This window comes from Sphingobacterium sp. JUb20 (genome assembly GCF_004342035.1).
Taxonomy (GTDB): domain Bacteria; phylum Bacteroidota; class Bacteroidia; order Sphingobacteriales; family Sphingobacteriaceae; genus Sphingobacterium; species Sphingobacterium anhuiense.
This window is the reverse complement of record NZ_SLYV01000001.1, coordinates 79,444-102,216: the sequence shown is the minus strand read 5'-3', so window position 1 is coordinate 102,216 and position 22,773 is coordinate 79,444. Positions and strand designations below refer to the sequence as shown.

Below are 22,773 nucleotides of genomic sequence, written 5' to 3'. Positions count from 1 at the left end.
ATTGCAAAAAAGACAATGCAATCGATTGTCATAATGGATCATTTTGGAGCAAAATAATTTTGAAAGTTTACCTGTTTTGTAATATTAATCTCTAAATAAAACAAAAAAACAAGTTAGGTGTTTAGGATCCCTTCCTCGTATGCTTAAACAGCCATTCGTAAATTTCATCTTGATGAAAAAGGCGTTCCACACTCCCATGTGTACCACCTGGAATTATAGTCAACGTTACATCAGCTTCAGGATCTGCTTTCTTAATTGCATTGACTATTTTTTTTGATTCTGACATGGGTACAGCCCGGTCACGATTTCCATGTTGTACCCAAAGTGGTACCTGACTTAGGTTGTCGGCATACTTAACACTTCCACCTCCACATATAGCTACTGCCGCTGCGATACGATCTGGATATTTACCTGCAACATCCATTGTGCCGTATCCGCCCATACTCATTCCGCAGATATATACCCGATCCGGGTCGGCGTTATAATGTTCGATAGCATAATCCACAATCTCAATAACTTTATCAGGATCCCATCCGCCTCGTGACTGTGGAGCGATTACAATACCAGGAACTTCCTGACCTTTATTCATCGCATAAAGTACGCCATATCGTTTAACACGATCAAGATTTGTACCCGACAGACTCCTTCCGTGGAGAAATATCAAAACGGGCTGTTTATCGCCTGGCAGGTTATCGATCTGTTCTTCTTCTGGTAAATTCAATAAAAAAGGATAGGTCGTCTCCCCTTTAATCGCCTTTAGTTGGGCATATACTTCATTATTCCAGATGCTACAGATTAGCATGGAAATAATACCTAAAAGCCAAAAATTACGTTTATGAGAATTGTTTATCGTATGCATAAGAAACAAAAATACATTTTATTCTGAATCAGCAAAATAGATATTAATATTAATTAACTTCTTTTTTATAGAAAATTCGAGGTAATTTTAAGTTTTCACAAGTAAAACATGTCGCTAAAAATTTTACATACAGCCGATTGGCATTTGGGTAAACGATTGGATTATTTCTCCAGATTTGATGAACAAAAAGAAGTACTGGATGAAATTGTTCAGATAGCAGATCAAGAACAAGTTGATCTTGTTATTGTCGCTGGAGATCTGTTCGATGCGTTCAATCCACCTGTCGAAGCTATTGAACTCCTTTATAAAACACTTAAACGCTTAACGAAAAATGGTTCCAGACCTGTCATTGCCATTGCCGGAAATCACGATTCACCTGATCGTGTAGATGCTCCTGATAGCCTTGCGAGAGATTGCGGAATTATTTTCGCGGGTAAACCCAACATGAAATTTAATCCTTATCAAATTGAGGGAGGATTTGAAATCACTAAAGGGGATATCGGTTTTCTTGAAATCAAGCTTCCAGCTCATGATTTTCCAATTCGGCTTATTATAACTGCCTTTGCTAACGAACATCGACTCAAAGAATATCTTGGTGAAGATGAACAGATCGGGCTCAATGAAGTTTTAAGTAAAAAATGGAGCTCGCTGGCCGATTTATACTGCGATGATCGAGGCGCTAATATTTTGGTTTCACATTTATACATGAATAAAAAGGGAGGTCCCGTATTAGAGGAGCCAGACGGCGAAAAACCTTTGCGTATTGGTTTTGCAGATACTGTTTATACGGAATGTATTCCTCCTCAAATTCAATATACAGCTTTAGGTCACCTGCATCGCTACCAAGAAGTGGGAGGACATCGTGCACCAGTTATCTATTCGAGTAGTCCACTTTGCTATTCTTTTTCCGAAGCAGGGCAAGATAAGAAAGTGGTGATTGTAACGCTGGAGCCACAAAAAGAGGCGGTCTATAAAGCGATCAACATCCAATCTGGAAAAAAATTAATACGAAAAAAATTTCATTCTGTTACAGATGCTATTGATTGGCTTACAGTGAATCAAGATTGTTTAGTTGAACTAACACTTGTTTCAGAAACATCTTTAACGCAAGGTGAAAAGAAACGTATTGAAGATAGCCACCCGGGTATTATCTATATCATTCCTGAAGTGAACAGTAGTGCTACCTATCAAAACGAACCCATATCCAGAAGAAGCAAAAGTATTAACGAAAATTTCTCTGATTATTTCCGATTTCGAAATAATGACCAATCTCCATCGGAGGAATTGATAGCGCTATTTAACGAAGTTCTGGGTACTCAAACTGAAAAGGAGAATTAACGATTATGTTGCCATTATATCTATCCATAGAAGGATTATATTCCTATCAATCAAAACAAGAAATAGATTTTACCGCTTTGACAGCGGCCGGTCTTTTCGGTATTTTTGGAAAAGTTGGTTCTGGAAAATCAACGATTCTGGAAGCCATTACTTTTGCCTTATTTGCAAGCACAAATCGGTTAAACAGCAACAATAGAGCCTACAATATGATGAACTTAAATTCCAATCAGTTGCGGATTGAGTTTCATTTTATTGGAAAAGAAAACAAAAAGTATGCGTTTGAATCATCTTGGCGAAGAAATAGCAAGCAGTTTGAAAAAGTTACAACACCTGTACGAAAAGCTTATGTTTTTGAAGGTGATGAAAAAATACCACTTGAAAGTACCGATGCTGAAACCATATTAGGCATATCTTACAAAAACTTCAACCGTACAGTTATTGTACCTCAGGGGCAATTTAAAGAGTTTCTTGAGCTTAAGGGAGCTGAACGCTCGGGCATGATGAAGGAACTTTTTAATTTAGATCATTATGATCTATTTTATAAAGTCGCTTCTCTAAGTAAGGAAACAGAACTGAAACTCCAAAATATTTCTGGCGCAGTACAAACTTTAGAGGATTACACAGAAGAAAGTATAGCTGAATTGCTTTTACAATTGGAGAATGAACAATTGAAGCTCCAAGAAGTCACAAATACACATCAACAATTAGATCAACAACATCAAAAATTATTGGAAGTTCAACAGTTCCATAAAGAAATAGCTATACAGAAACAAGCTTTTGCTCAATTAAATGCCGAACAAGGTACAATTGAAAATTTAAAGAAACAGATTCTGTTATTTCAAAAAGTTGATCGTATTTTTAAGCATGCGCTCGATAATCTCGCAGATCTACAGACAGAGGAGTTCCAGCTAACACAAGATTTTGCTCGAACGAAACATCAATTAAATGCAGTCCATACATCACTGTTAACAGCAAATAGTGCATTTAAGATAGTAGAGCAGGATTTTAATCAACTCGATAATAAAAGAATTGCTGTTGAGGATATGAGAAATATTGTTCATATTTTAAAACTGCAAGTTGATATCAAAAAAGAAGCTGAACGATTAGCTAATGGACAGGTTGTGCTGCAAGGTGTTGACCAGCAGATTTTAAATAAACAAACGTTAGTTCAGGAAAAACAGCAAGAAATTACCAATCTTAAAGCAAGCCGTGTGGCAAGTAATTTATTAATGACTATAAATGATTGGTATTCAAAACAAGAGCAATATATTAAAACGCAACATGATTTAGAAGCAGATTTAAAAATTAAGCGAAAGGATTATCAGGATATCATACTTCAATTCGAAAAGGAAAACCTCACTCCTACATCCTGGCGAGAGAAACTTACTGAAGATGAGAAGAGTGCATCTATTTTACTAGAAAGAATTCAGTTGGATGAAAATAAAATTCAGGTAAAACAACAGTTAGCTAACTTTTCTCATGCTTTGACAGCTGGAGAAGCCTGTCCTTTATGTGGTTCCGAGCACCATCCACATATTATGCAAACTGAGGATGTTTCTGAGCAATTGGTTAAACTTAAATCTGAGAAAATGCATGTGCAAGAAACAATACTGCAAATTCAACAGCGTCAACAACGATTCATCCAACTAGATGCAAACCTGATAACATTGCAAAGGGATATAGATAAAAGTGTCGAAAAGTTGAATGCGCTAACGATAGAATTTAATCATCACCTGACTCAATTCACGTGGACTAACTTTCAGCACAATGATCGTACAAGTTTCGATCAATGGAAATTGCAGGCTGAATCCATTGAACAAGCCTGTACACAAGCAGAATCGACTTTAGCAGCAATTCAAAAGGAATTAGATGATCTAAAGATTAAAAAGGAAAAATACAGTAATGGTTTGAATAGTATTGCTCTTACTAAATCTACACTTGAAGGACGATCAAGTATTCATGAACAACTGATTAAACGATTAAAATTATCGGAATTCGAACAATTTGAAATATCTGAAATTGAAATATTGATTACACAATCACTTCAATCAATAGGCCATATAGAGCAGGAATACAGTAGGTTGCTAAATGAAATTAATCAATTCAATATTTCTATAGCATCACTTTCTACAACAAGCAATACGTTAGAGACGCAATTAAAGAGTAAGCAATCTAAGATATCATTGCAGCAGAAGCTGATTGAAGAACTGTTGCAGCAGCATGATTTTGTGTCTCTTGACGCTGTAAAAGAAATATTAAAACAGCAATATGATCTTGAAAAAGAAGAATTACGTATCAAACGATTTGAAGAGCATTTTGCTATTGTTAAGGCCAATCTGGTACAATTAGAGCAGAAAATAAATCAGGAAGCTGTTGATATTTCCCAGATTACAAAAATCAGCCAAGATCTGCAATTGGCAAAAGAAGCCAAAGAAATGCTGATAGGTCAATTGCAATCTCTCAAAGATCAAATTCTAATTTCAAAAAAGAGATACGCTGAGAAATTAGAATTGCGAAGTGCTTTCGATAAATTGGCACTTCGAAATAAGAATTTAAGTATTTTATCAAATCTCTTTAAGGGAAATGGTTTTGTTGATTACATTTCAACTCAATACTTAGAGGATCTATGTCATATCGCCAATCATCGTTTTGAAAGACTCACTCGAGGTCATCTGAAACTAATCATCAATAATGAAAATGATTTTGAAGTAATGGATCATTTAAATGGTGGTAAATCGCGATCTGTGAGGACATTATCGGGAGGGCAATTTTTTCAGGCATCCTTATGTTTGGCTCTAGCACTAGCGGAGAGCACGCGTAGTCTCAATCAGAATGAAAAGAATTTCTTTTTCATTGATGAAGGATTTGGAACACAAGATACTGAATCTGTCAATTTAATTTTTGAAACTTTAAATGCCCTTCATAAAGAAAATCGTATTGTAGGAATTATCTCTCATGTTGATGAATTACAGGAGCGCATCCCTGTTTCAGTTAAAATTGTGAAAGATGAGGATTTAGGAAGCCTGATTCTACATGACTTTTGAGCGCTAGAACCACACATTACTTATAAAGCGCTGTGATCCTCTATAAATAGAAAGAGAGGTCAACACCTCTCTTTCTATTTTATAGCATTAAATGCTCTCTTTATGGGCAATTTCGAGGTTTATTATAACATCTCTTATATCACCTTCCACAAAGGATAAATTTCCAATGACAAAAACACCTTTATTTGAACCGTTTTTCTCCGTGATTCCATAAACTGTGTTTTCGTCATCCGGATTCGAATCTCCTTCATATCGATAAATATAATCAATCTTATAATTAGATGGATTTGCAATCAAAGAATCCAGTTCAATGTTATAATCTATTGTATACCCCGCTTCTTTTAACTTCTCTAGGGCAACAGTAGCTGAGTCATATTTATTTCTATCTTCCATAATCTTGTATCTTGATCTTTAATAAAATAACAATTGGAACAGCAAAGTGTTTTTTATCATCTGGTTATTTTTTGGTAAACATACCAACAATATCATCTATGGCACTACCATCTTTATTCTTATCAAAAAAGTCGGAGATCTTGTCTGTCAATCCTCCTGAAGTAGTTGTGGCTGTTGGTTCATTTTTATCAGCACCGAATATATTCCCAATTATACTCCCTAATCCTCCTCCAGAACCCGTATTGCCACCTAAAAAGCCTCCCAGCAGATCACCTAAAGGATTACTCGTTCCATTTTGCGCGGCATTTGCTTTTTCCTTACCCAAATAACCCATAACAATAGGTGCCAGGGTAGCCAGTACTCCTGTAACCTGAGCCGAACTAAATCCACTTTTCTCCGCTAATCCAGAAGCAACATATTCAGTCTTGCTGCCAAAGATGTGCTGCACGATCTTGTTGCCATCTTCTGTAGGTCCCTGTTCGATTACCTCATCGACATGATCCAATATTTCACCGTTATGTTTTGTGTCTAATGCATCGGCAAAACCTTTAGCCTGACTGGTGTCGTCCTTACTTTGATTATATTTAATTGCTCCCGCGATCAAAGGAACCGCTATTGCTAATATCCAAGTTGCTTTGGTGCTGTCAATTCCCAGCTTTTTGGACAATCCTGCAGCCATTTGATTACCAAGGCCACCTGTGATTAAATCTGTCATTCCCATAATTTCATCTGTTTTAATTGCGTTTAGAAATTCAAAACAATAATTAAGCCAATGAATTGGATTAACCCGAGCTGATTAGCCACAAAAAAAGAGGTTTAATAACCTCTTTTTTTCTAAATTATATAGAAACTATCTTTTATAATACTTTAAAGCTTCTGGAAGCAATTTTTGAATATCACTGATACGTCTTGCATCACTAGGGTGAGTACTTAAAAATTCAGGATTCCCTTTAGACCCGCCACTTGCCATGCGTTCCCAAAATTTAACAGCTTCAGCAGGATTGTAGCCCGCCATTGCCATAATCACTAAACCCATACGATCTGCTTCAGATTCATTCCCACGCGAGTATTTCAATGACGTTAATTGACCGCCAATACCGTATGCGTTATTGATAATCCCGGCATAACTACTCCCAGCAGTTGCAACCCCAATAACACTACCAATTGCTTGTGTAGCATATTGACGAGACATCTGCTCCATAGAGTGACGTGCTATTGCGTGGGCAATTTCATGTCCCATTACTGTCGCTAATCCAGTTTCATTCTGCGTAACTGGAAGAATACCTGTGTATATAGCTACTTTTCCACCGGGCATACACCATGCATTGACTTCATCGCTTTGCACCAAATTAAACTCCCAACTGAAATTAAATTGATTTGCTATACCTTGCTGCGTAAGGTATTGATTAACGGCTATCGCCAGTTTATTACCAACTTTTTTAACTAAAGTTGCCTGACTTGTACCTGTAATTACTTTTGTTTTTGAGGAATTTAAAAATTGTTTGTAAGAAGACGCCGCTTGTTCCTGAATTTCACTATCACTCACCAAACTCAACTGCTTACGTCCAGTAATCGGCACAGTCGAGCAGGATGCTAAAGTAGCTCCAATCAGGAACATACTTGTATATTTAAAAACCTTTTTCATATTTTAAATGTTAAACACTGCATTAGATTGTACCCGACGCAATTCCTATGCCTAAATTTTCTTCTTTTTATTCTTGAAAAGATAAACTTTAGATTCGTGTCCCTTTAAGAGGCGTTCGATATTCTTTTGATGGGTAATCAATATCAATGCGCAGATCGCGATGCCATATAATAGAACTGAAGGAATAGATGTTTTAAATAAGAAAGCTATGCTAAAAGGAAAGGTAAAACCTGCCATTATTGAACTTAATGATACATAATGCGTTGTCAACAAGATTACAATAAAGACCGTAACGCAAAGTAATGCGGCGGGAGCATGAATTGCGAGGATCATGCCAAAGAGTGTTGCCACTCCCTTGCCTCCTCTAAAGCCAGCAAAAACAGGAAATAGATGTCCTAAAACAGCAATCACACCAAGTGCCAATTGATAGTTAACAAATTGGACATTACTGGTACTTTGCCCCGCTTCTATTAAATAAGCTAGATTTGTAGACGTGAACCCTTTAAAGATATCGACGAACATCACCACAGCACCTGCTTTTGGTCCCAAAACGCGAAAGGTGTTGGTTGCACCGGCATTACCACTTCCATACTCTCTAACGTCAACGCCATAAAATGCCTGTCCAAACCATACCGCAGTTGGGATTGAACCAAATAAATAAGCTAGTACTACTGCACTTACTAAATAAATAGAAATCATTAATTATTGTTAAATCCTAAACTAATTTGGCCTTTAAGCTTAAATCCAAACTTTTTACAGAATGCGTCAATGCTCCAACCGAGATAAAATCTACTCCGGCTGCTGCATATGCTTGAAGTGTGTCTTCTGTAATTCCTCCAGAAGCCTCAGTGACAAATCTTTCTGCAATAATATCGACAGCTTTCTTCACATCTGAGGGACTAAAATTGTCTAACATGATGCGGTCGACCTTGCCAAAGGTAATAACTTCAGCTAGCTCCTCAAAATTTCTAACCTCAATTTCAATCTCAATATGCTTATTTAAGGTGTCTCTGTAGGCATTTGCGCGAGTTAAAGCCTGCGTGATACCTCCACTGTAATCAACATGATTATCTTTAATTAAAATCATGTCATACAAGCCAAAACGATGATTGGTTCCCCCTCCGATCTTTACCGCTTCTTTCTCTAACAAACGTAACAAGGGAGTTGTTTTGCGCGTATCTAATATTTTCGTTTTTGTTCCGGCTAATAATTTCGCATATCGGTTTGTGGTTGTCGCAATCCCGCTCATGCGTTGCATCACGTTTAAGATCAAGCGTTCGGCAATTAGGATACTATGGATTTTTCCTTTCAGGATTAAGGCTATATCACCAATTTTTACACTCGCTCCATCATGAATTAGCACTTCATGAGCAAGTGTAGGATCTATTTGATTGATAATTTCTAATGCAATCTCTACCCCAGCAAGTATACCTTCTTCTTTAACAATTAATTTAGCCTCTCCAGCTTTGTCTTTAGGAATCGTTGAAAGTGTTGTATGATCACCATCTCCGACATCTTCTAGAATTGCCTGTTGAACGAATTTTTTAATATATTCTTTTTTTTCCATCATGAGTCCTCACAAAATATGTAGCGAAGATGGAAATTTAAATTTTATTCAAGAAAATAATTTGGAATTATTATTTAGAAGCCTGTTTTTCAACTCTAAATTCTTCTATAGTTTGTGTAGATTTTGCCGAACTTATCTTCACAAAAACTCGAAACAGATTTTTATTACTGGTAAGTTGATATACGTAATAACTGTAATTGGTTTTATTTGTAATTTTCTGTATTAATTTTACTGCACCTGGTTTGTTTTTTGAGAAAAATGACTCTAACAACATTTCAGCCTGAAATTTAGAATATTGGCCATCCTCACTTAAGATTGACAACGTTACATTTGTCGCAAAATACCGTGCTATATTTTTAGCATTCCCTGCTTTCAATTGCAGCATTAAAGCATCGTTAATATCAGAAATAAATAAAGAAGATTCATACATTGGTAAGTTGTTCTTGTCAATATTATTCGCTGATATGCGCATAGTTATACACATAAAAAGACTTATAAAAAATAGGATCTTTTTCATTAATTATAGAAATTAAACTCTGTGTAGTTCAAGAACTTACCCAATAGTTATTGTGTTAAAGACTAGCTTTGTGATTTGGTAGATGATTCACATAAACAATGCCAAATTTATATAAATTTTACATTAAACAAACTTTAATTCTTCATTACATTCCTCATAATCTTGAATTATCAGTTGTTTTAAATTATATTTGCTTATATAATTATGGAAAAAAAAGTAGCACTATTAATCCTAGACGGATTAGGATACGGAAAAGAAGATCAATCTGACGCAGCATTTGCGGCAAATACTCCTTACTTGGATTATTTGAAGGCGAACTACCCCAATTCAAAACTAGTAGCTTCTGGTGAAGCTGTTGGTTTACCTGAAGGTCAAATGGGTAACTCTGAAGTTGGACATATGAATTTGGGCGCAGGACGTGTGGTTTATCAAGAATTAGGCCGCATTCATAAAGCTGTTCGTGATGGTATTTTTAATACGGACATCACTATTCAAGACTCCTTTAAATATGCTTTAGCAAATAATAAGAAGGTTCATTTTATCGGTTTATTGTCCGACGGTGGCGTTCATGCACATACAAGTCATTTACGTGGTCTATGTGATGCTGCAAAACATGCGGGTTTAACTTCAGATCAGGTATTTATACATGCTTTTCTTGACGGACGCGATACAGATCCAAATTCTGGATTAAACTATGTGAAAGAATTGCAAGATTTCCTACCTCAGTCTGTCGGTACTCTTGCGTCAGCAATCGGTCGTTATTATGCAATGGACCGCGACAACCGCTGGGAGCGTGTAAAACTTGCGTATGATTTGATGGTACATGGTAGTGGGACTGAAACTAAAGATTTACAACACGCTATACAAGAATCATATAATCAAAACATTACAGATGAATTTGTGCAACCGCTTGTTTTGACTAATGCTGCAAATCAACCTGTTGCTACAATTCAAGATGGAGATGTCGTAATCTGTTTTAATTTCCGAACAGACCGAGGACGCGAGATTACTATTGCTTTAACGCAAAAGGCGTTTCCAGAGTACGACCTAAAACCATTGGATCTTTATTATATTACGATGACGTCATATGACGAGACATTTAAAAATGTTAAAGTCATCTTCCATAAAGACAATTTAAATAATACTTTAGGTGAAGTTTTAGCGGCTCATCATAAAACACAGGTACGTATCGCAGAAACTGAAAAATATCCACATGTCACATTTTTCTTTTCTGGAGGACGTGAACAGGAGTTTGATGGAGAACACCGTTTGTTGGTACCATCTCCTAAAGTTGCGACTTACGATTTACAGCCAGAAATGTCTGCACAAGGCATTACTAATGCTATTATAAAAGATATTGAAGAAGCGCAACCAGATTTTATCTGTCTGAATTTTGCAAACCCAGATATGGTCGGACATACGGGTGTATTTGACGCGGTAGTAAAAGCGGTTGAAACAGTAGACAATTGTACTAAACAAGTTGTTGAAAAGGGTTTACAATACGGATATTCATTTATCATCATTGCAGATCATGGTAATTCCGAATTTATGGTCAATGCTGATGGATCAGTTAACACTGCTCATACAACAAACCTTGTTCCATGTATTTTGATCGATAAGGATTATAAAAGCATTAAGGATGGTAAATTGGGTGATATAGCGCCTACTGTATTGAAATTACTAAAAGTTGAGATCCCTGCCGAAATGGATGGCGAGGTATTGATTCAAGACTAATATGAAAAATAAACGTATAGGTAACGCACTCTCTTTATTAATTATAGGGGGTGCGCTCCTACTATCGTCCTGTCAAAACGACAAAACGGTGCAAAAGCAAGTAAAAGGATCAACTCTTTCTCTGGATTCATTTTTTAATTCTGAAATTGAAAAGTTAACAAAATTGAATCCAACGGTTGAAAAAACGGTCATTAAAGACTCCGATGAGGAAGTGAAATCTTTGAAGATCCCAAACTGGCAAAATGAACTCAGTGGATTTATAGCTGCTGATATTACAAAAAATGCTGATGCCAGTTTGTATAATTTTAGAGAAGAAGATTGTAAAACAATTTATCAGGCCAAAGATCCCGGATTAGCGATTCAGTATCTCGCTGTGGAGCATGATTTAAAAGGTAAGATTAGACAGGTTGTCATTGAAAGAAAAGTAGACAATAGCTTATATTCAAGTGAAGAAAAACTGACGTATGATGTTGACTCTATTTATCAAATTGAAAAAAATCAGGATATTCTGATATTGGGAAAAAGTCATTATAAAATTATAGGAAAGTTTCTGAATCACTAAAATTTAGAAACCTCTCCTACATCTCAAGTAATTACAAAAAAAAACACCATATCGCGATATGGTGTTTTTTTGTTTTTGAAAGATTACTTCAAGTTATCTCTGTAAATTTTAGCTTTTTTGATTTCTGTTTGAATGTCTTTACGAGAAGCATCAAAAGTTAAAACTTTTTCAAAATCTTTTACTGCGTTGTTATAAGCATCAGTTGCAACTGCTTTATTATAATTCGCAACTCCGGAAGTTCCAACTAAAATACCATAGTCACGGAAAGCTAGCGCTCTATTTTGATAAAGCTTCACATCACTTGCATTTAATGCAATCGCTTTAGAATAATCTTCGATAGCAGATTTTAATAATGCTTCACGAGCAGAACTGCTCAATTTTGTAGAAGTTTGAGTCGCTAAATTATTATTTGCTTTTCCTTTAAAATAGTAACCGTTTGCATTTTTACTGTCCAAAGCAACTACTTTTCCGAAAGACTCTGCTGCCTTTTTAAATTCGCCATTCTGAAATTGAGAGTAACCTAACATATATAATACATCTGGATCTTTACTTTCCACTGGCAAAGACTTTTCTAAGTAAATTGCTGCTTTTTTGAAGTCACCATCCAATAGTGCTTTTTGACCTAAACGAACATTTGGATTCGAATGCTCTTCCTGTTTTGCTGTCTGTGCAAAAGATGAAAGTGACATCAAGGCAAATGCACCAGTAAATAAGCCTAATTTAATCGATTTAAGAGTCATATTTATTTAATTACGTTTCAATTTAAAGTATTTAATTCATATTCAACCGCTTAGTTTGTGTTGTTGAAATCTCGTTTTACTTGACTTCAACATACAACGCTAAATACGTATTCAATATTACAATTATTATGCCTATTTACACAATAATAAATTGAATAATGTGACAAAATTCACATGTCAGACTGTCTTTTTTTCTTAAAGCACTGCATTAATGGATCATTCGTTTTCAAATAATAGGTTGGCATCTTACTTGCAATACCCTACATTCACAAATTTAAAATAACTTTTTATCAGAATTACGACATGTTGTCATAAACTGACATAAAAATATTAATATACCTTAACATAATATGAGCAAATTCGAAACATTTGATTTCAATCAGGCGATTCCCATTATATCTGAAGATACCGAATTCTTTCCATTATTAAGTCAACAAGATGAAGATGACATGCGCAATGCAGAGATTCCGGAGTCACTATCGATTTTGTCTTTACGCAATACAGTTTTATTTCCTGGAGTAGTTATTCCAATTACTGTGGGTCGGGATAAATCCATCAAATTAGTTAAAGACGCTTACCAAGGAGATAAAACAATAGGTGTTGTAGCTCAAAAGGATATGTCTATGGAAGATCCTACTATTGATGAGCTTTATCAAGTCGGAACTGTAGCACATATCATCAAAGTTTTACAGATGCCTGATGGTAATACAACGGTGATTTTACAAGGTAAGCAACGTTTTAAATTGCTTGAAGCTGTTCAGACCGAACCTTATCTAAAAGCTAACGTTGAGAAATATAAGGAAGAGAAACCGAAGTCGACTAAGGAATTTAAAGCCTTAATAGCGACTTTAAAAGAGATGGCTCTTCAAATTATTCAACTATCGCCGAACCTACCAAGCGAGGCAGGTATTGCCATTAAGAATATCGAGAGTCCGACTTTCCTTATTAACTTTATTTCTTCTAATATCAATGTTGATTTAATTCAGAAACAACAGTTATTGGAATTATTAAATGCTGATGAGAAAGCTCGCCTATTATTAGAGTTATTAACTTCTGAAATTCAAATTTTAGAACTTAAAAACCAGATTCAAAATAAAGTAAGAATAGATTTAGATAAACAACAACGCGATTATTTCTTAAATCAACAGTTAAAGACGATTCAAGAAGAATTGGGCGGAAACACTCCCGATTTAGAGATTATCGAATTGAAAAAAAGAGCATCAAAGAAAAAATGGAATGAAGTTGTTGCTAAGCATTTCGATAAAGAAATTGAAAAATTAGCACGGATCAATCCTGCTGCCGCAGATTATTCTGTTCAGATCAATTATTTAGAATTATTACTTGACCTTCCTTGGAATGAGTTTACAAAAGATAATTTTGACCTGAATAGAGCACAAAAAGTACTGGATAAAGACCATTATGGGTTGGATAAAGTTAAGCAGCGTATTATTGAGTATTTGGCCGTATTGAAATTGAAAAACAATATGAAGGCTCCTATTTTATGTTTAGTAGGCCCTCCGGGAGTCGGTAAAACATCATTAGGGAAATCTATTGCAAAAGCATTAGGCCGTAAGTATACTAGAATGGCCTTAGGTGGTGTGCGTGATGAAGCAGAAATCAGGGGTCACCGAAAGACGTATATTGGTGCAATGCCAGGTCGTATCATTCAATCTTTGAAAAAAGCAGGTGCAGCGAACCCTGTATTTGTATTGGATGAAATTGATAAGATGAGTGCTGACTTTAAAGGAGATCCATCTTCTGCCCTATTAGAAGTTTTAGATCCGGAGCAAAATACGAGTTTCTATGATCATTATGTTGAGATGGAGTACGATTTATCTAAGGTCATGTTTATCGCTACAGCTAACTCCTTAAATAATATACAACCAGCTCTCTTGGATCGTATGGAGATTATTGAAGTTAATGGTTATACGATCGAAGAAAAAATTGAAATTGCCAAGAAACACCTTATTCCGAAACAGCGTGAAGCACATGGATTAACAGCAAAGGATATTTCGTTGAAATCTAAAATTATTGAGAAAATAATTGAAGAATATACGCGCGAATCTGGTGTACGTGGTTTAGAGAAAAAAATAGGTTCTACTGTCCGTGGTATTGCAACTCGCATTGTTATGGAAAAAGAATACAATGTCAATATTAATGATAAGGATCTTGTAGAGATTTTAGGTGCTCCTATTTTTGATAAAGATAGTTATGAAAATAATGAAGTTGCTGGTGTTGTTACAGGGTTAGCCTGGACTTCTGTCGGTGGCGATATATTGTTTATAGAGTCAAGTTTGAGCCCAGGTAAAGGAAAAATGAGCTTAACAGGTAACTTGGGCGACGTGATGAAGGAATCAGCTTCCATTGCAATGGCTTATCTACGTTCGCATGCTGAAGAATTTGACATTGATTACCGCGTTTTCGATCATTGGGATGTACATATTCACGTTCCAGCAGGAGCTACACCAAAAGACGGGCCTTCGGCAGGTGTAACCATGTTGACGGCATTAACTTCCCTATTTACACAGCGTAAGGTTAAAGAAAACTTAGCAATGACAGGTGAGATTACTTTACGTGGAAAAGTTCTTCCTGTTGGCGGTATTAAGGAGAAGATTTTGGCAGCTAAGCGAGCGAATATCAAAGAGATTATTTTATGTAAATCTAATCAAAAAGATATTGAAGAGATCAAAGAGAGTTATATCAAAGATATGAAGTTTCACTATGTGACGGAAATGGCTGATGTCATTGCGCTCGGATTATTGGATAAAAAAGTCAAGCACGCAAAAGATCTGACTAAAGGATTAGAGCCAAAGAAATAGTCGAAATTTTTCTAAAAATTAAAAGCCGCTATAAATAAATTTTTATAGCGGCTTTTACATGTAGACACATGAGCAACTCTGACTAGACGTCGACATACCTGAAATAATTAAATAAAAGATTGGAAAGGTCTATAAACACAAAATGCTTTCCGTTAGGAAAAGCAAGTGTCTAATTTGTGATTTTAAAAGCGTTGAGAATTATTTCTCAAGCTTGTCATTTTCTTTTTTCAATGCTACGGGACGATCTTCTTTGATTTCCGTTTCCATAAAACCCCAGTTAGTCATGTAATACATGTATGGGTTTTGTTCAATTTTTGATTTTCTTGTTCTTTCTCTTTTTATCATATATATATTGTTTTGATTACTTCATATCATTCAAATATCGAGCCAAACTATCCTTAATACTGTTTATTAGTAATTATGAGTGTTCCTGCTGTTCTTTTGTAAGGATTACACTTAACACTTACAAATTGTAAATACTCGAAATGATACCACTTATTTTCAAGGCTAGAATAAGTGCTGTTAAATATTAGTTTTGACTTCTTTAATACCCAAAAGTTTAATTGACAACTAAAAACAGCTATTAGATAATATGATTTTTAATGATTTACAGCAACTATACATGAAGGTGGATGTGCAAAATTGTATTCTTTAGGGGGAATCTTATTTCTCCAATCATCAGAAGATGTAGATAAATGCTCAAGAATATACGCTTATGGTGAAGGTATCATAATGAAGAGATAATTTTTAAAAAATTTGCACTAGTATCAGATTTTGTTAGATAATAAACCGGCCATTTAATAAGAATGAAATGCCCAGTTTATTATATACAAGCTTATTTTTGATAATTCAACTACTGCTGTATTGCGCCTAAGACTTGTGCAATTTTTTTAAAAAGTTCGGTATTCTGATAATAACCCAAAAAGTTTTGAGCCCCGGGGCCATATGCCATTACAGGCACCATCATCGCACTGTGATCATTAGACGCAAAGCTGGCTTGTATACTGCCTGTTTTTACATCAGCATCTAATAAAGATAATGCGCCAGTTTCATGGTCTGCTGTTACCACTACAAGTGTCTCACCATTCTGATCAGCATAACGAAGTGCTTCGCCGACTGCCTGATCAAAATCCAAAGCTTCTGTTACCACATAGTTTAAATCTCGCGCATGGCCACCATAGTCAATCTGAGCCCCCTCGGCCATAATAAAGAATCCACTTCCCATTCCATGAAGTTTACTGATGCTCGTTGCGAGCAATTCTTTTAAAATAGTACCTCTACCATCTTTGACAGCTACCATATCTTGTTCATTAAAATAAGCTACTGTTTTCTCTGATTTGGCGTTTTTTAATTCGGTTAGGTTATCAACAACTTGATATCCGGCTTGATTTAATTTTTTTTCCAACTCATCTTTTCTTTCTTTCTCCCGATAAGGTCCAGGTAGTTCACCTGCCAATATTTTAACATCCTTATTCTCGATGAGCGCTTCTGTAATTGCAATGGATGCATTTCGGTCTATATTTGACGCATAAAATGCTGCGGGAGTCGCATCCGAGGCATCCCCTGTGGATAGTATTCCGCTAACCTTTCCAACTCTTGCTAATAGTTCAGGTAATCGCAGTAACCTATTACCAGATGTGTCTACGCTTACCGAACCGTTATATGATTTATGCCCGGTAGCAATTGCTGATCCCCCAGCTCCTGAATCTGTATTACCTGGACTGGCTGATGCTGTTAAAGAGAACCCTACATGTTTCATCTGAGCCATATGCAACTGACCACGGTTGGCAACCATAGCAGCTTGAATATGACCTAATCCCATACCGTCTCCTATTAACAGAATCACATTTCTGACTGTACCCTTACTCCCATCTTTTGCAAAATTAGGTTGATACACAGCGTATGGTTTATTTGCCGTAAAACGTGAACTCTCCAAATCATTTAAATAAGCTTTTAGCACATCAGGATGATCTGTATTTAACCAGGTAACGCCCATTTTTTCTAAAACTATCCACGTATTGACACTCTCAGGTGCACCCCAGAGACGAAATGGTTTACCCCATTTTCGTGCCTTTGCTCCTTGCTGTTCAATTTTCATTTGCTCTTGCTTCGTTGGCACCCCCTTCCCGTTCCATTGCGTATAGGTTCGTAAATTATCGCTCATCATAGCTACCCGTTGCAGTTGCTGGCTGGTGTATGTGTTTTCAAATCTACCGTCAAAGGATATGTAGTCTGGATAGTTTTTAAAGAGAGCAGGTGACGGCATATTGCCACTGATGACAATTTGAATAGCATATTTATTTTGTTTGGGATCTACTAGGTAACGATAAGGTGCTAACAGGTTTACTAATTTTGGCATCATAATCTGAAAATCTTCTTTCAGATCTAAAACCAGCTGTAAGTTTTTACTGCTGTCAGCAAAGGGATGTTGCTTATTTTGTTTAAATAAGTTTGCCAAAGGCTTTATATATAGATTTTCCAAGGTTCGTCCTGCTTTGATATCTTTAGCCTCATGCGCAACATATAAGGTATCATCTCGTAGAAATAGGTCTGCTTCAATGGATTCCATTCCCGCATAATAAGCACGTAACATGGGAATATCCTGTTCATAATCATTATGACTATGACCACGGACCCGAAGTGCATGGTGCTGTTGATGCGTACTATACATGAGTTTATCAAAACGATTAACAGCTGTAGCTGTTTCCTGCGCATCAAGTCTGACCATTATCCCAACTAATGGCAGTATTAATAATAACTTAGCAAATTTCATTTTCATTCTTTCTATTGGACAAAAAACGACAGACCTGATCACTCTTTCGCATCTTTCTAGCCTGCCGTCTTTGTGATTTAAGTTATTTGTAGGATAATTTTACCATCCCTCATTTTGACTGATCCCAGAATTACTCAAATCTGATGGCGGAATTGGCCATACATGATGAATAGCAGGATTAAAAGTTCGGGCAGGCCAAACTTGTACTATGGTGTAGCTAGAAGTTGGATCAGTTTTAGCAATATGTTGCCTTCCGGTTGCTGGTCGTGCATAGGCCGCTTGGGCATCACCCCAACGAACCAAGTCACTATGCCTATCGGTATATTCTGCAGCAAACTCTGAACGACGCTCTCTTTTTAAATTAACCATTGTTGCGCCACTTATTGCAGGGAGCCCTGCGCGGTTACGTACCAAATTAATCTCCACATCTCCAGATTTCCCTTGTTTAATCTGCGCTTCGGCTTTCATCAAAAGAATATCTGCATAACGGATTAAAGGAATATTTAGATCAGAAGTCGGATAATCTCCACTTGGATTTAAATGTTGATCTTTTGGAAAACGGAAAGGTTGCATATACTTTTTGAACTGAAAACCAGTTTGAGAATTAGACGAATAATATTTCCGATCCAATCCAAATAACGTAAATGTATCGTTAAATTCAAGTATGGTTGCCTTTTTACGATTGTCACCTGATTCGAAAGCGTTATACAATTCTAAAGTGGGGTGAAAGTATCCCCACCCATTATAAAGTCCGTAACCTGTATTTTCAAATAATACAGCCGGCAATATGGAACCCTGAATTTTATTAGAAACTATAGAAAAGATATATTCAGATGAAAAATTGTTTTCGATGTAAAAGACGCTTGCAAAATCTGTTTCTGGTTTTCCTGTATTAATTAATTTACGACCTGATCCTGAGTTGGTCACCATATCGCAGTACTTAACAACTTGCGTCCATTTACTCTCGTCATATCGTGCCCATTGCAAATTTGTTTTGGCTAAATAGGCATAAGCAGCGTCTTTATGCGCTCTTCCTAAATCACCTGCTCCATATGTGTTGACAAGTGGCAATAGTTCTGCTGCCTTTAAAAGATCCCCTTCAATCTGTGCTAAATTCTCTTTTACATGTGTCGGTCGTACAAATTTAATTTCATTCATATTTGCATCTGTAACGATGGGAACACCAGCACGTTGATCTCCATAATATTGTGACAAATAAAAATAGGCATAACCTCGCATGAAATATGCTTGTCCTAATACGTGTTTTTTTACATTATCGCTAATGCTCATAGCTGGCACTTTAGTGATAATGGTATTTGCACGTTGTATGATCTGATAAAATTTCTTGTACATACTATTAATACGGCTTTCAGCACCTGTAGCAGTAAAATTACGCACTGCTGCTGATCCTGCATCTGTACGTCCTGTTACCATATCGTCCGATGCGTTGATAAACCAAAACAAACCTCTTCCGAACATATTATCGTCATTGAAATGTTCATAAAGACCATTACTGGCAAAGATGGCATCTGCTTCTGTCTTCCAGAAGTTTTCATTAGTAATTGATCCTTTTGGAGTCAGATCAGTAAAACTCTTGCTACAGCCCTGTATACCTATACTCAATCCTACTAATGCTATTGTAATGTATTTGTATTTTTTTATGGATGGTGTTTTCATGATTTTCATTCTTAAAAATTAACATTTAATCCTATCGTGTATGTCTTGGCTAAAGGATAATTCGCTACATCTAATCCAATACTGCCGACCTCTGGATCTATACCAGAATAAGAGGTAAAGGTGAACGGGTTTTCCGCAGAAAAATAAATCCTAGATTGCAGTTTATTCAAAAACTTAGGTAAGTTATAGCCAACAGTAATGTTTTTTATACGAAAATAATCGCCACTTTCAAGGTACCAATCTGATATCGTTCCGTAATTAGCATTTGGATCTTTAGAAGAAAGTGCTGGAATATTACTATTTAGATTATCCGGCGTCCAGGCATTTAGGACACGATTATCCAGATTATAACCCTGTAAGCCCGCGTTATAGGCTGTGAATTTATATCCGTTAAAAATTTTTGCTCCTGAAATACCATAGGTTAATACATTTAGATCAAAGTTTTTATAATCTAAATTAAGGGCAAAACCATAGGTGAACTTAGGAACCGCACTACCCATATATACACGATCATCAAAACTGATTTTACCGTCACCATTTGTATCTTCGAATTTTAAATCACCAGGACGTGCAAAGGGTTGAATAAGCTTACCATTTAGACTATGCGCCTGTACTTCTGCTTCGGAATTAAATATTCCGGTATTCGGAATCAAATAGTATGAATATAATGCTTGTCCTGGCGTAGACCGATATGGAGACAGTATGCCTCGAACATTATCTCCGTGTTCAATAAAGTCACTTCCTAACCCATCAATATTTAATACCTCATTCCGATTGAAAGCGATATTAGCATTTAAACCAAGTTTCCAATCTCCAAATTGATGATTATATTTTGTACTGAATTCAAATCCTTTGTTCATAATATCACCTGTATTACTTGTAGGGCCTCTCTGCATACCTGAATGTGGATCGGGTTGAATTTCATAGATCATTCCGATGGTCTTTTTACGATAATAATCTGCTGTAAAACTTAACTGACGAAATAAAGTCATATCTAGGCCGATATCCCATGATTCAGAAGTTTCCCAGATGAGATTAGGATTACCTTGTTTGATCATTGCAAAATGGCGTACCAAAAGTCCTTCCGACCCTAAAGGTGTGACAGTACCGCTATTCAAAGGTAAGTTATATGCGTACTTATCTACTGATTGAATATTTCCAATCTGGCCCCAGGAAGCGCGTAGTTTTAAATCATTAATAAAGTCACTTTTAAAAAATGATTCTGAAGAAATTTTCCAGGCTCCCGAAATTGATGTAAATACATCCGATCGATTATTTATTGGTAAACGTGAACTGCGATCCTGCCGGATACTTGCTCCTAAATAATACCGTCCTGCATAATTGTAATTAACACGAGCAATAGCAGATGTTAGTGCATCTTCCCAGACATCACTTGTTGGAATTCCTGGTATAGATTGTGCATTCTCGATATATTGATACCAATCGTCTTCCCGTTCAAATCCCATTCCCTGAATGTAGTATTGTTCATACTTTGTTTTCTGGGCAGAGTATACTGCTACAGCGTCAATCTGGTGATCACCAAAACGTTTCGTATAATTCAATTGCTGATCCCAAATCCAACGATCTGTACGAGCTTCTTCTTGCGTCAAATAATTGTTGCCATTTGATCTTCCAATTTCTGGTATTTTGGGATCAAATCTTTTTAAAGAATACCGATTTATATCCAAAACAAAATTAGATTTAAAGGTTAAACCATCCCATAAATCCACTTTGGCAAAAACATTACCATTGAGGTTAAGTGTCGGATTGTTAACTGTTGGACGTAGAAGTAAAGCTACTGGATTATAAGTATCACCATATGCAGATGAAAATTGCGATAAATTAAAAGGAACAGTACCGTGAAATAATCCTTTCTCATCATATACAGGTGCTGCAGGATTCATATAAATTGCATTGATGATCGATCCACTATAACTGCTAGATGTATTTGTACCTCGAGCGGTGGTATGGTTGACATAAAAATTTTGTCCTAATGTCAATCGATCAAAAAAATCAAATTCGGATTTCAAACGATAAGCAAAACGTTTGTAACCTGTATTCAGCAATAAACCTTCCTTATCGTGATAACCAAATGAAGAATTATACCTGGATCGTTCTGATCCACCAGACACCTGCGCATTTGCATTTAAAATATTCCCTGTTCTGAAGATTTCATTCATCCAATTTGTGCGGGTTTCCTGTCCCCAAGGATTTAATGTCGCATTATGACCATCGGCAGGATTCACTCCATCTCTTTTCGCTGCATCATTATAGGCCTGGGCGTATTGTGTCGCGTTCAAAGCAGTCGGTAGATTACTCGCATTTTGCCAACCTCGATACAGATCGACACTTAGTTTGGGCGCTCCAGCTTTACCGCTTTTAGTTGTGATCACGATAACTCCAGATGATGCCTGAGCTCCATAGATAGCTGCAGAAGCTGCATCTTTCAAGATATCCATGCTTTCAATATCATTTGGATTGATAGGTCCGCCATAATAGGGTGCTCCATCGACTACATAAAGTGGCGATTCGGCGTTTAGTGTCCCCATTCCTCTAATCATCACTTTAGGCATTGCCGAAGGATCGCCACCTGCAGACATCACCGTTACTCCTGCAACATTTCCTTGCATCAGATCTGCCACGTTAGTTAATGGACGAGCAACATTTTCTGCGACATTAGGTAAAGAGCTTACAGCAGTTGTTAAATCTCCCCTTTTTTGCTGACCGTAACCAATGACAACCACCTCATCAAGAGCTGAAAGTTGCTCTTTCAATGTAATCAAAATTGAGTTACTATCACCACTCTTTATACCTTTAAGATCTTCAAGGTAAGATTCGTACCCAATCATGGAAACCTTGATCTTATACTTCGCATCTTCATTTAATTCTTTAAATGCAAATACACCTTTTTGATCTGTCGATATACTCGTGACAACTTGTCCTTTCGTATCTAAAAGTACAACCGTCGCTCCTGTTTTGACAACACCATTATTATCCATAATGGTACCTCTTATTTGCCCATTGGACTGGGCATAAGATTGCAGAGCAACGGAGATCGATAGCATTGTCAATAATGCTCTTAACTTCATCGGGTTTCTTTTCATT

General features: G+C 36.4%; 17 protein-coding genes. 5 read left to right on the top strand and 12 right to left on the bottom strand.

Features of this window, described 5'->3' with window-relative positions; all coding sequences use genetic code 11:
* Positions 1–121: 121 nt before the first annotated feature.
* Positions 122–802 (bottom strand): prolyl oligopeptidase family serine peptidase, encoded by a 681-nt coding sequence (locus tag EDF66_RS00410; protein WP_132839767.1) that lies wholly within the window; start codon positions 800–802, stop codon positions 122–124.
* 165 nt (positions 803–967) lie between these two features.
* Here EDF66_RS00410 and EDF66_RS00405 point away from each other — a divergent pair, with 165 nt between their 5' ends.
* A complete protein-coding gene (locus EDF66_RS00405) occupies positions 968–2,197 on the top strand; it encodes an exonuclease SbcCD subunit D (protein WP_132839765.1) in 1,230 nt (409 codons plus the stop codon).
* A 5-nt stretch (positions 2,198–2,202) separates the two neighbouring features.
* Positions 2,203–5,241 (top strand): AAA family ATPase, encoded by a 3,039-nt coding sequence (locus EDF66_RS00400; protein WP_132839764.1) that lies wholly within the window; start codon positions 2,203–2,205, stop codon positions 5,239–5,241.
* Positions 5,242–5,328: 87 nt separating this feature from the next.
* Here the strand turns inward: EDF66_RS00400 and EDF66_RS00395 are convergent, their stop codons facing one another.
* The 6 genes from EDF66_RS00395 to EDF66_RS00370 form a co-directional block, all read right to left on the bottom strand.
* Complete coding sequence (locus EDF66_RS00395) at positions 5,329–5,634, bottom strand: hypothetical protein (RefSeq protein WP_021190213.1); 306 nt, start codon at positions 5,632–5,634, stop codon at positions 5,329–5,331.
* Positions 5,635–5,698: 64 nt separating this feature from the next.
* On the bottom strand, positions 5,699–6,349 hold the full coding sequence (locus tag EDF66_RS00390) for a DUF937 domain-containing protein (protein WP_243655963.1): 651 nt from the start codon (positions 6,347–6,349) through the stop codon (positions 5,699–5,701).
* Positions 6,350–6,484: 135 nt separating this feature from the next.
* Positions 6,485–7,279, bottom strand: coding sequence for a M48 family metallopeptidase (locus EDF66_RS00385; RefSeq protein WP_132839761.1), 795 nt, complete (start codon positions 7,277–7,279; stop codon positions 6,485–6,487).
* Positions 7,280–7,330: 51 nt separating this feature from the next.
* Positions 7,331–7,978 (bottom strand): glycerol-3-phosphate 1-O-acyltransferase PlsY, encoded by a 648-nt coding sequence (gene plsY / locus EDF66_RS00380; protein ID WP_132768282.1) that lies wholly within the window; start codon positions 7,976–7,978, stop codon positions 7,331–7,333.
* Between the two features lie 16 nt (positions 7,979–7,994).
* The gene (gene nadC / locus EDF66_RS00375; RefSeq protein ID WP_132768284.1) at positions 7,995–8,849 is read right to left on the bottom strand and encodes a carboxylating nicotinate-nucleotide diphosphorylase; all 855 of its coding nucleotides are present in this window, start codon (positions 8,847–8,849) and stop codon (positions 7,995–7,997) included.
* 67 nt (positions 8,850–8,916) lie between these two features.
* A complete protein-coding gene (locus EDF66_RS00370; RefSeq protein WP_165902319.1) occupies positions 8,917–9,318 on the bottom strand; it encodes a DUF4783 domain-containing protein in 402 nt (133 codons plus the stop codon).
* A 246-nt stretch (positions 9,319–9,564) separates the two neighbouring features.
* On the opposite strand from EDF66_RS00370, the gene gpmI reads away from it, so the two are divergent.
* Positions 9,565–11,097, top strand: a complete 1,533-nt coding sequence (gpmI, locus tag EDF66_RS00365; protein WP_132839759.1) for a 2,3-bisphosphoglycerate-independent phosphoglycerate mutase — start codon at positions 9,565–9,567, stop codon at positions 11,095–11,097.
* Position 11,098: 1 nt separating this feature from the next.
* On the top strand, positions 11,099–11,659 hold the full coding sequence (locus EDF66_RS00360; protein ID WP_132839758.1) for a hypothetical protein: 561 nt from the start codon (positions 11,099–11,101) through the stop codon (positions 11,657–11,659).
* Positions 11,660–11,742: 83 nt separating this feature from the next.
* Here EDF66_RS00360 and EDF66_RS00355 read toward each other — a convergent pair whose 3' ends face one another.
* Positions 11,743–12,399: a tetratricopeptide repeat protein gene (locus EDF66_RS00355; RefSeq protein WP_232789279.1), complete on the bottom strand. Its 657-nt coding sequence runs from the start codon at positions 12,397–12,399 to the stop codon at positions 11,743–11,745.
* Positions 12,400–12,749: 350 nt separating this feature from the next.
* Between EDF66_RS00355 and lon the strand changes: the two genes are divergently transcribed.
* Complete coding sequence (gene lon, locus EDF66_RS00350; protein WP_021190219.1) at positions 12,750–15,218, top strand: endopeptidase La; 2,469 nt, start codon at positions 12,750–12,752, stop codon at positions 15,216–15,218.
* A gap of 198 nt (positions 15,219–15,416) precedes the next feature.
* On the opposite strand, the gene EDF66_RS25955 is transcribed toward lon, so the two are convergent.
* The 4 genes from EDF66_RS25955 to EDF66_RS00335 all read right to left on the bottom strand — a co-directional run bounded on the left by EDF66_RS25955 (position 15,417) and on the right by EDF66_RS00335 (position 22,772).
* A complete protein-coding gene (locus EDF66_RS25955) occupies positions 15,417–15,563 on the bottom strand; it encodes a hypothetical protein (protein WP_021190220.1) in 147 nt (48 codons plus the stop codon).
* Positions 15,564–16,071: 508 nt separating this feature from the next.
* Positions 16,072–17,997 carry an alkaline phosphatase gene (locus EDF66_RS00345; protein WP_132839756.1) on the bottom strand — a complete coding sequence of 642 codons (1,926 nt, stop codon included), beginning with the start codon at positions 17,995–17,997 and terminating at the stop codon, positions 16,072–16,074.
* 93 nt (positions 17,998–18,090) lie between these two features.
* Positions 18,091–19,668: a RagB/SusD family nutrient uptake outer membrane protein gene (locus EDF66_RS00340; protein WP_132839755.1), complete on the bottom strand. Its 1,578-nt coding sequence runs from the start codon at positions 19,666–19,668 to the stop codon at positions 18,091–18,093.
* Between the two features lie 11 nt (positions 19,669–19,679).
* A complete protein-coding gene (locus EDF66_RS00335; protein WP_207898368.1) occupies positions 19,680–22,772 on the bottom strand; it encodes a SusC/RagA family TonB-linked outer membrane protein in 3,093 nt (1,030 codons plus the stop codon).
* Position 22,773 lies beyond the last annotated feature (1 nt).

Bases quoted from the DNA above. Each gene is read 5' to 3' on its own strand.
- EDF66_RS00410 (WP_132839767.1), bottom strand. From the start codon at position 802: ATGCTAATCTGTAGCATCTGGAATAATGAAGTATATGCCCAACTAAAG.
- EDF66_RS00405 (WP_132839765.1), top strand. From the start codon at position 968: ATGTCGCTAAAAATTTTACATACAGCCGATTGGCATTTGGGTAAACGA.
- EDF66_RS00400 (WP_132839764.1), top strand. From the start codon at position 2,203: ATGTTGCCATTATATCTATCCATAGAAGGATTATATTCCTATCAATCA.
- EDF66_RS00395 (WP_021190213.1), bottom strand. From the start codon at position 5,634: ATGGAAGATAGAAATAAATATGACTCAGCTACTGTTGCCCTAGAGAAG.
- EDF66_RS00390 (WP_243655963.1), bottom strand. From the start codon at position 6,349: ATGACAGATTTAATCACAGGTGGCCTTGGTAATCAAATGGCTGCAGGA.
- EDF66_RS00385 (WP_132839761.1), bottom strand. From the start codon at position 7,279: ATGAAAAAGGTTTTTAAATATACAAGTATGTTCCTGATTGGAGCTACT.
- plsY (WP_132768282.1), bottom strand. From the start codon at position 7,978: ATGATTTCTATTTATTTAGTAAGTGCAGTAGTACTAGCTTATTTATTT.
- nadC (WP_132768284.1), bottom strand. From the start codon at position 8,849: ATGATGGAAAAAAAAGAATATATTAAAAAATTCGTTCAACAGGCAATT.
- EDF66_RS00370 (WP_165902319.1), bottom strand. From the start codon at position 9,318: ATGCGCATATCAGCGAATAATATTGACAAGAACAACTTACCAATGTAT.
- EDF66_RS00360 (WP_132839758.1), top strand. From the start codon at position 11,099: ATGAAAAATAAACGTATAGGTAACGCACTCTCTTTATTAATTATAGGG.
- EDF66_RS00355 (WP_232789279.1), bottom strand. From the start codon at position 12,399: ATGACTCTTAAATCGATTAAATTAGGCTTATTTACTGGTGCATTTGCC.
- lon (WP_021190219.1), top strand. From the start codon at position 12,750: ATGAGCAAATTCGAAACATTTGATTTCAATCAGGCGATTCCCATTATA.
- EDF66_RS25955 (WP_021190220.1), bottom strand. From the start codon at position 15,563: ATGATAAAAAGAGAAAGAACAAGAAAATCAAAAATTGAACAAAACCCA.
- EDF66_RS00345 (WP_132839756.1), bottom strand. From the start codon at position 17,997: ATGAAAATGAAATTTGCTAAGTTATTATTAATACTGCCATTAGTTGGG.
- EDF66_RS00340 (WP_132839755.1), bottom strand. From the start codon at position 19,668: ATGAAAACACCATCCATAAAAAAATACAAATACATTACAATAGCATTA.
- EDF66_RS00335 (WP_207898368.1), bottom strand. From the start codon at position 22,772: ATGAAAAGAAACCCGATGAAGTTAAGAGCATTATTGACAATGCTATCG.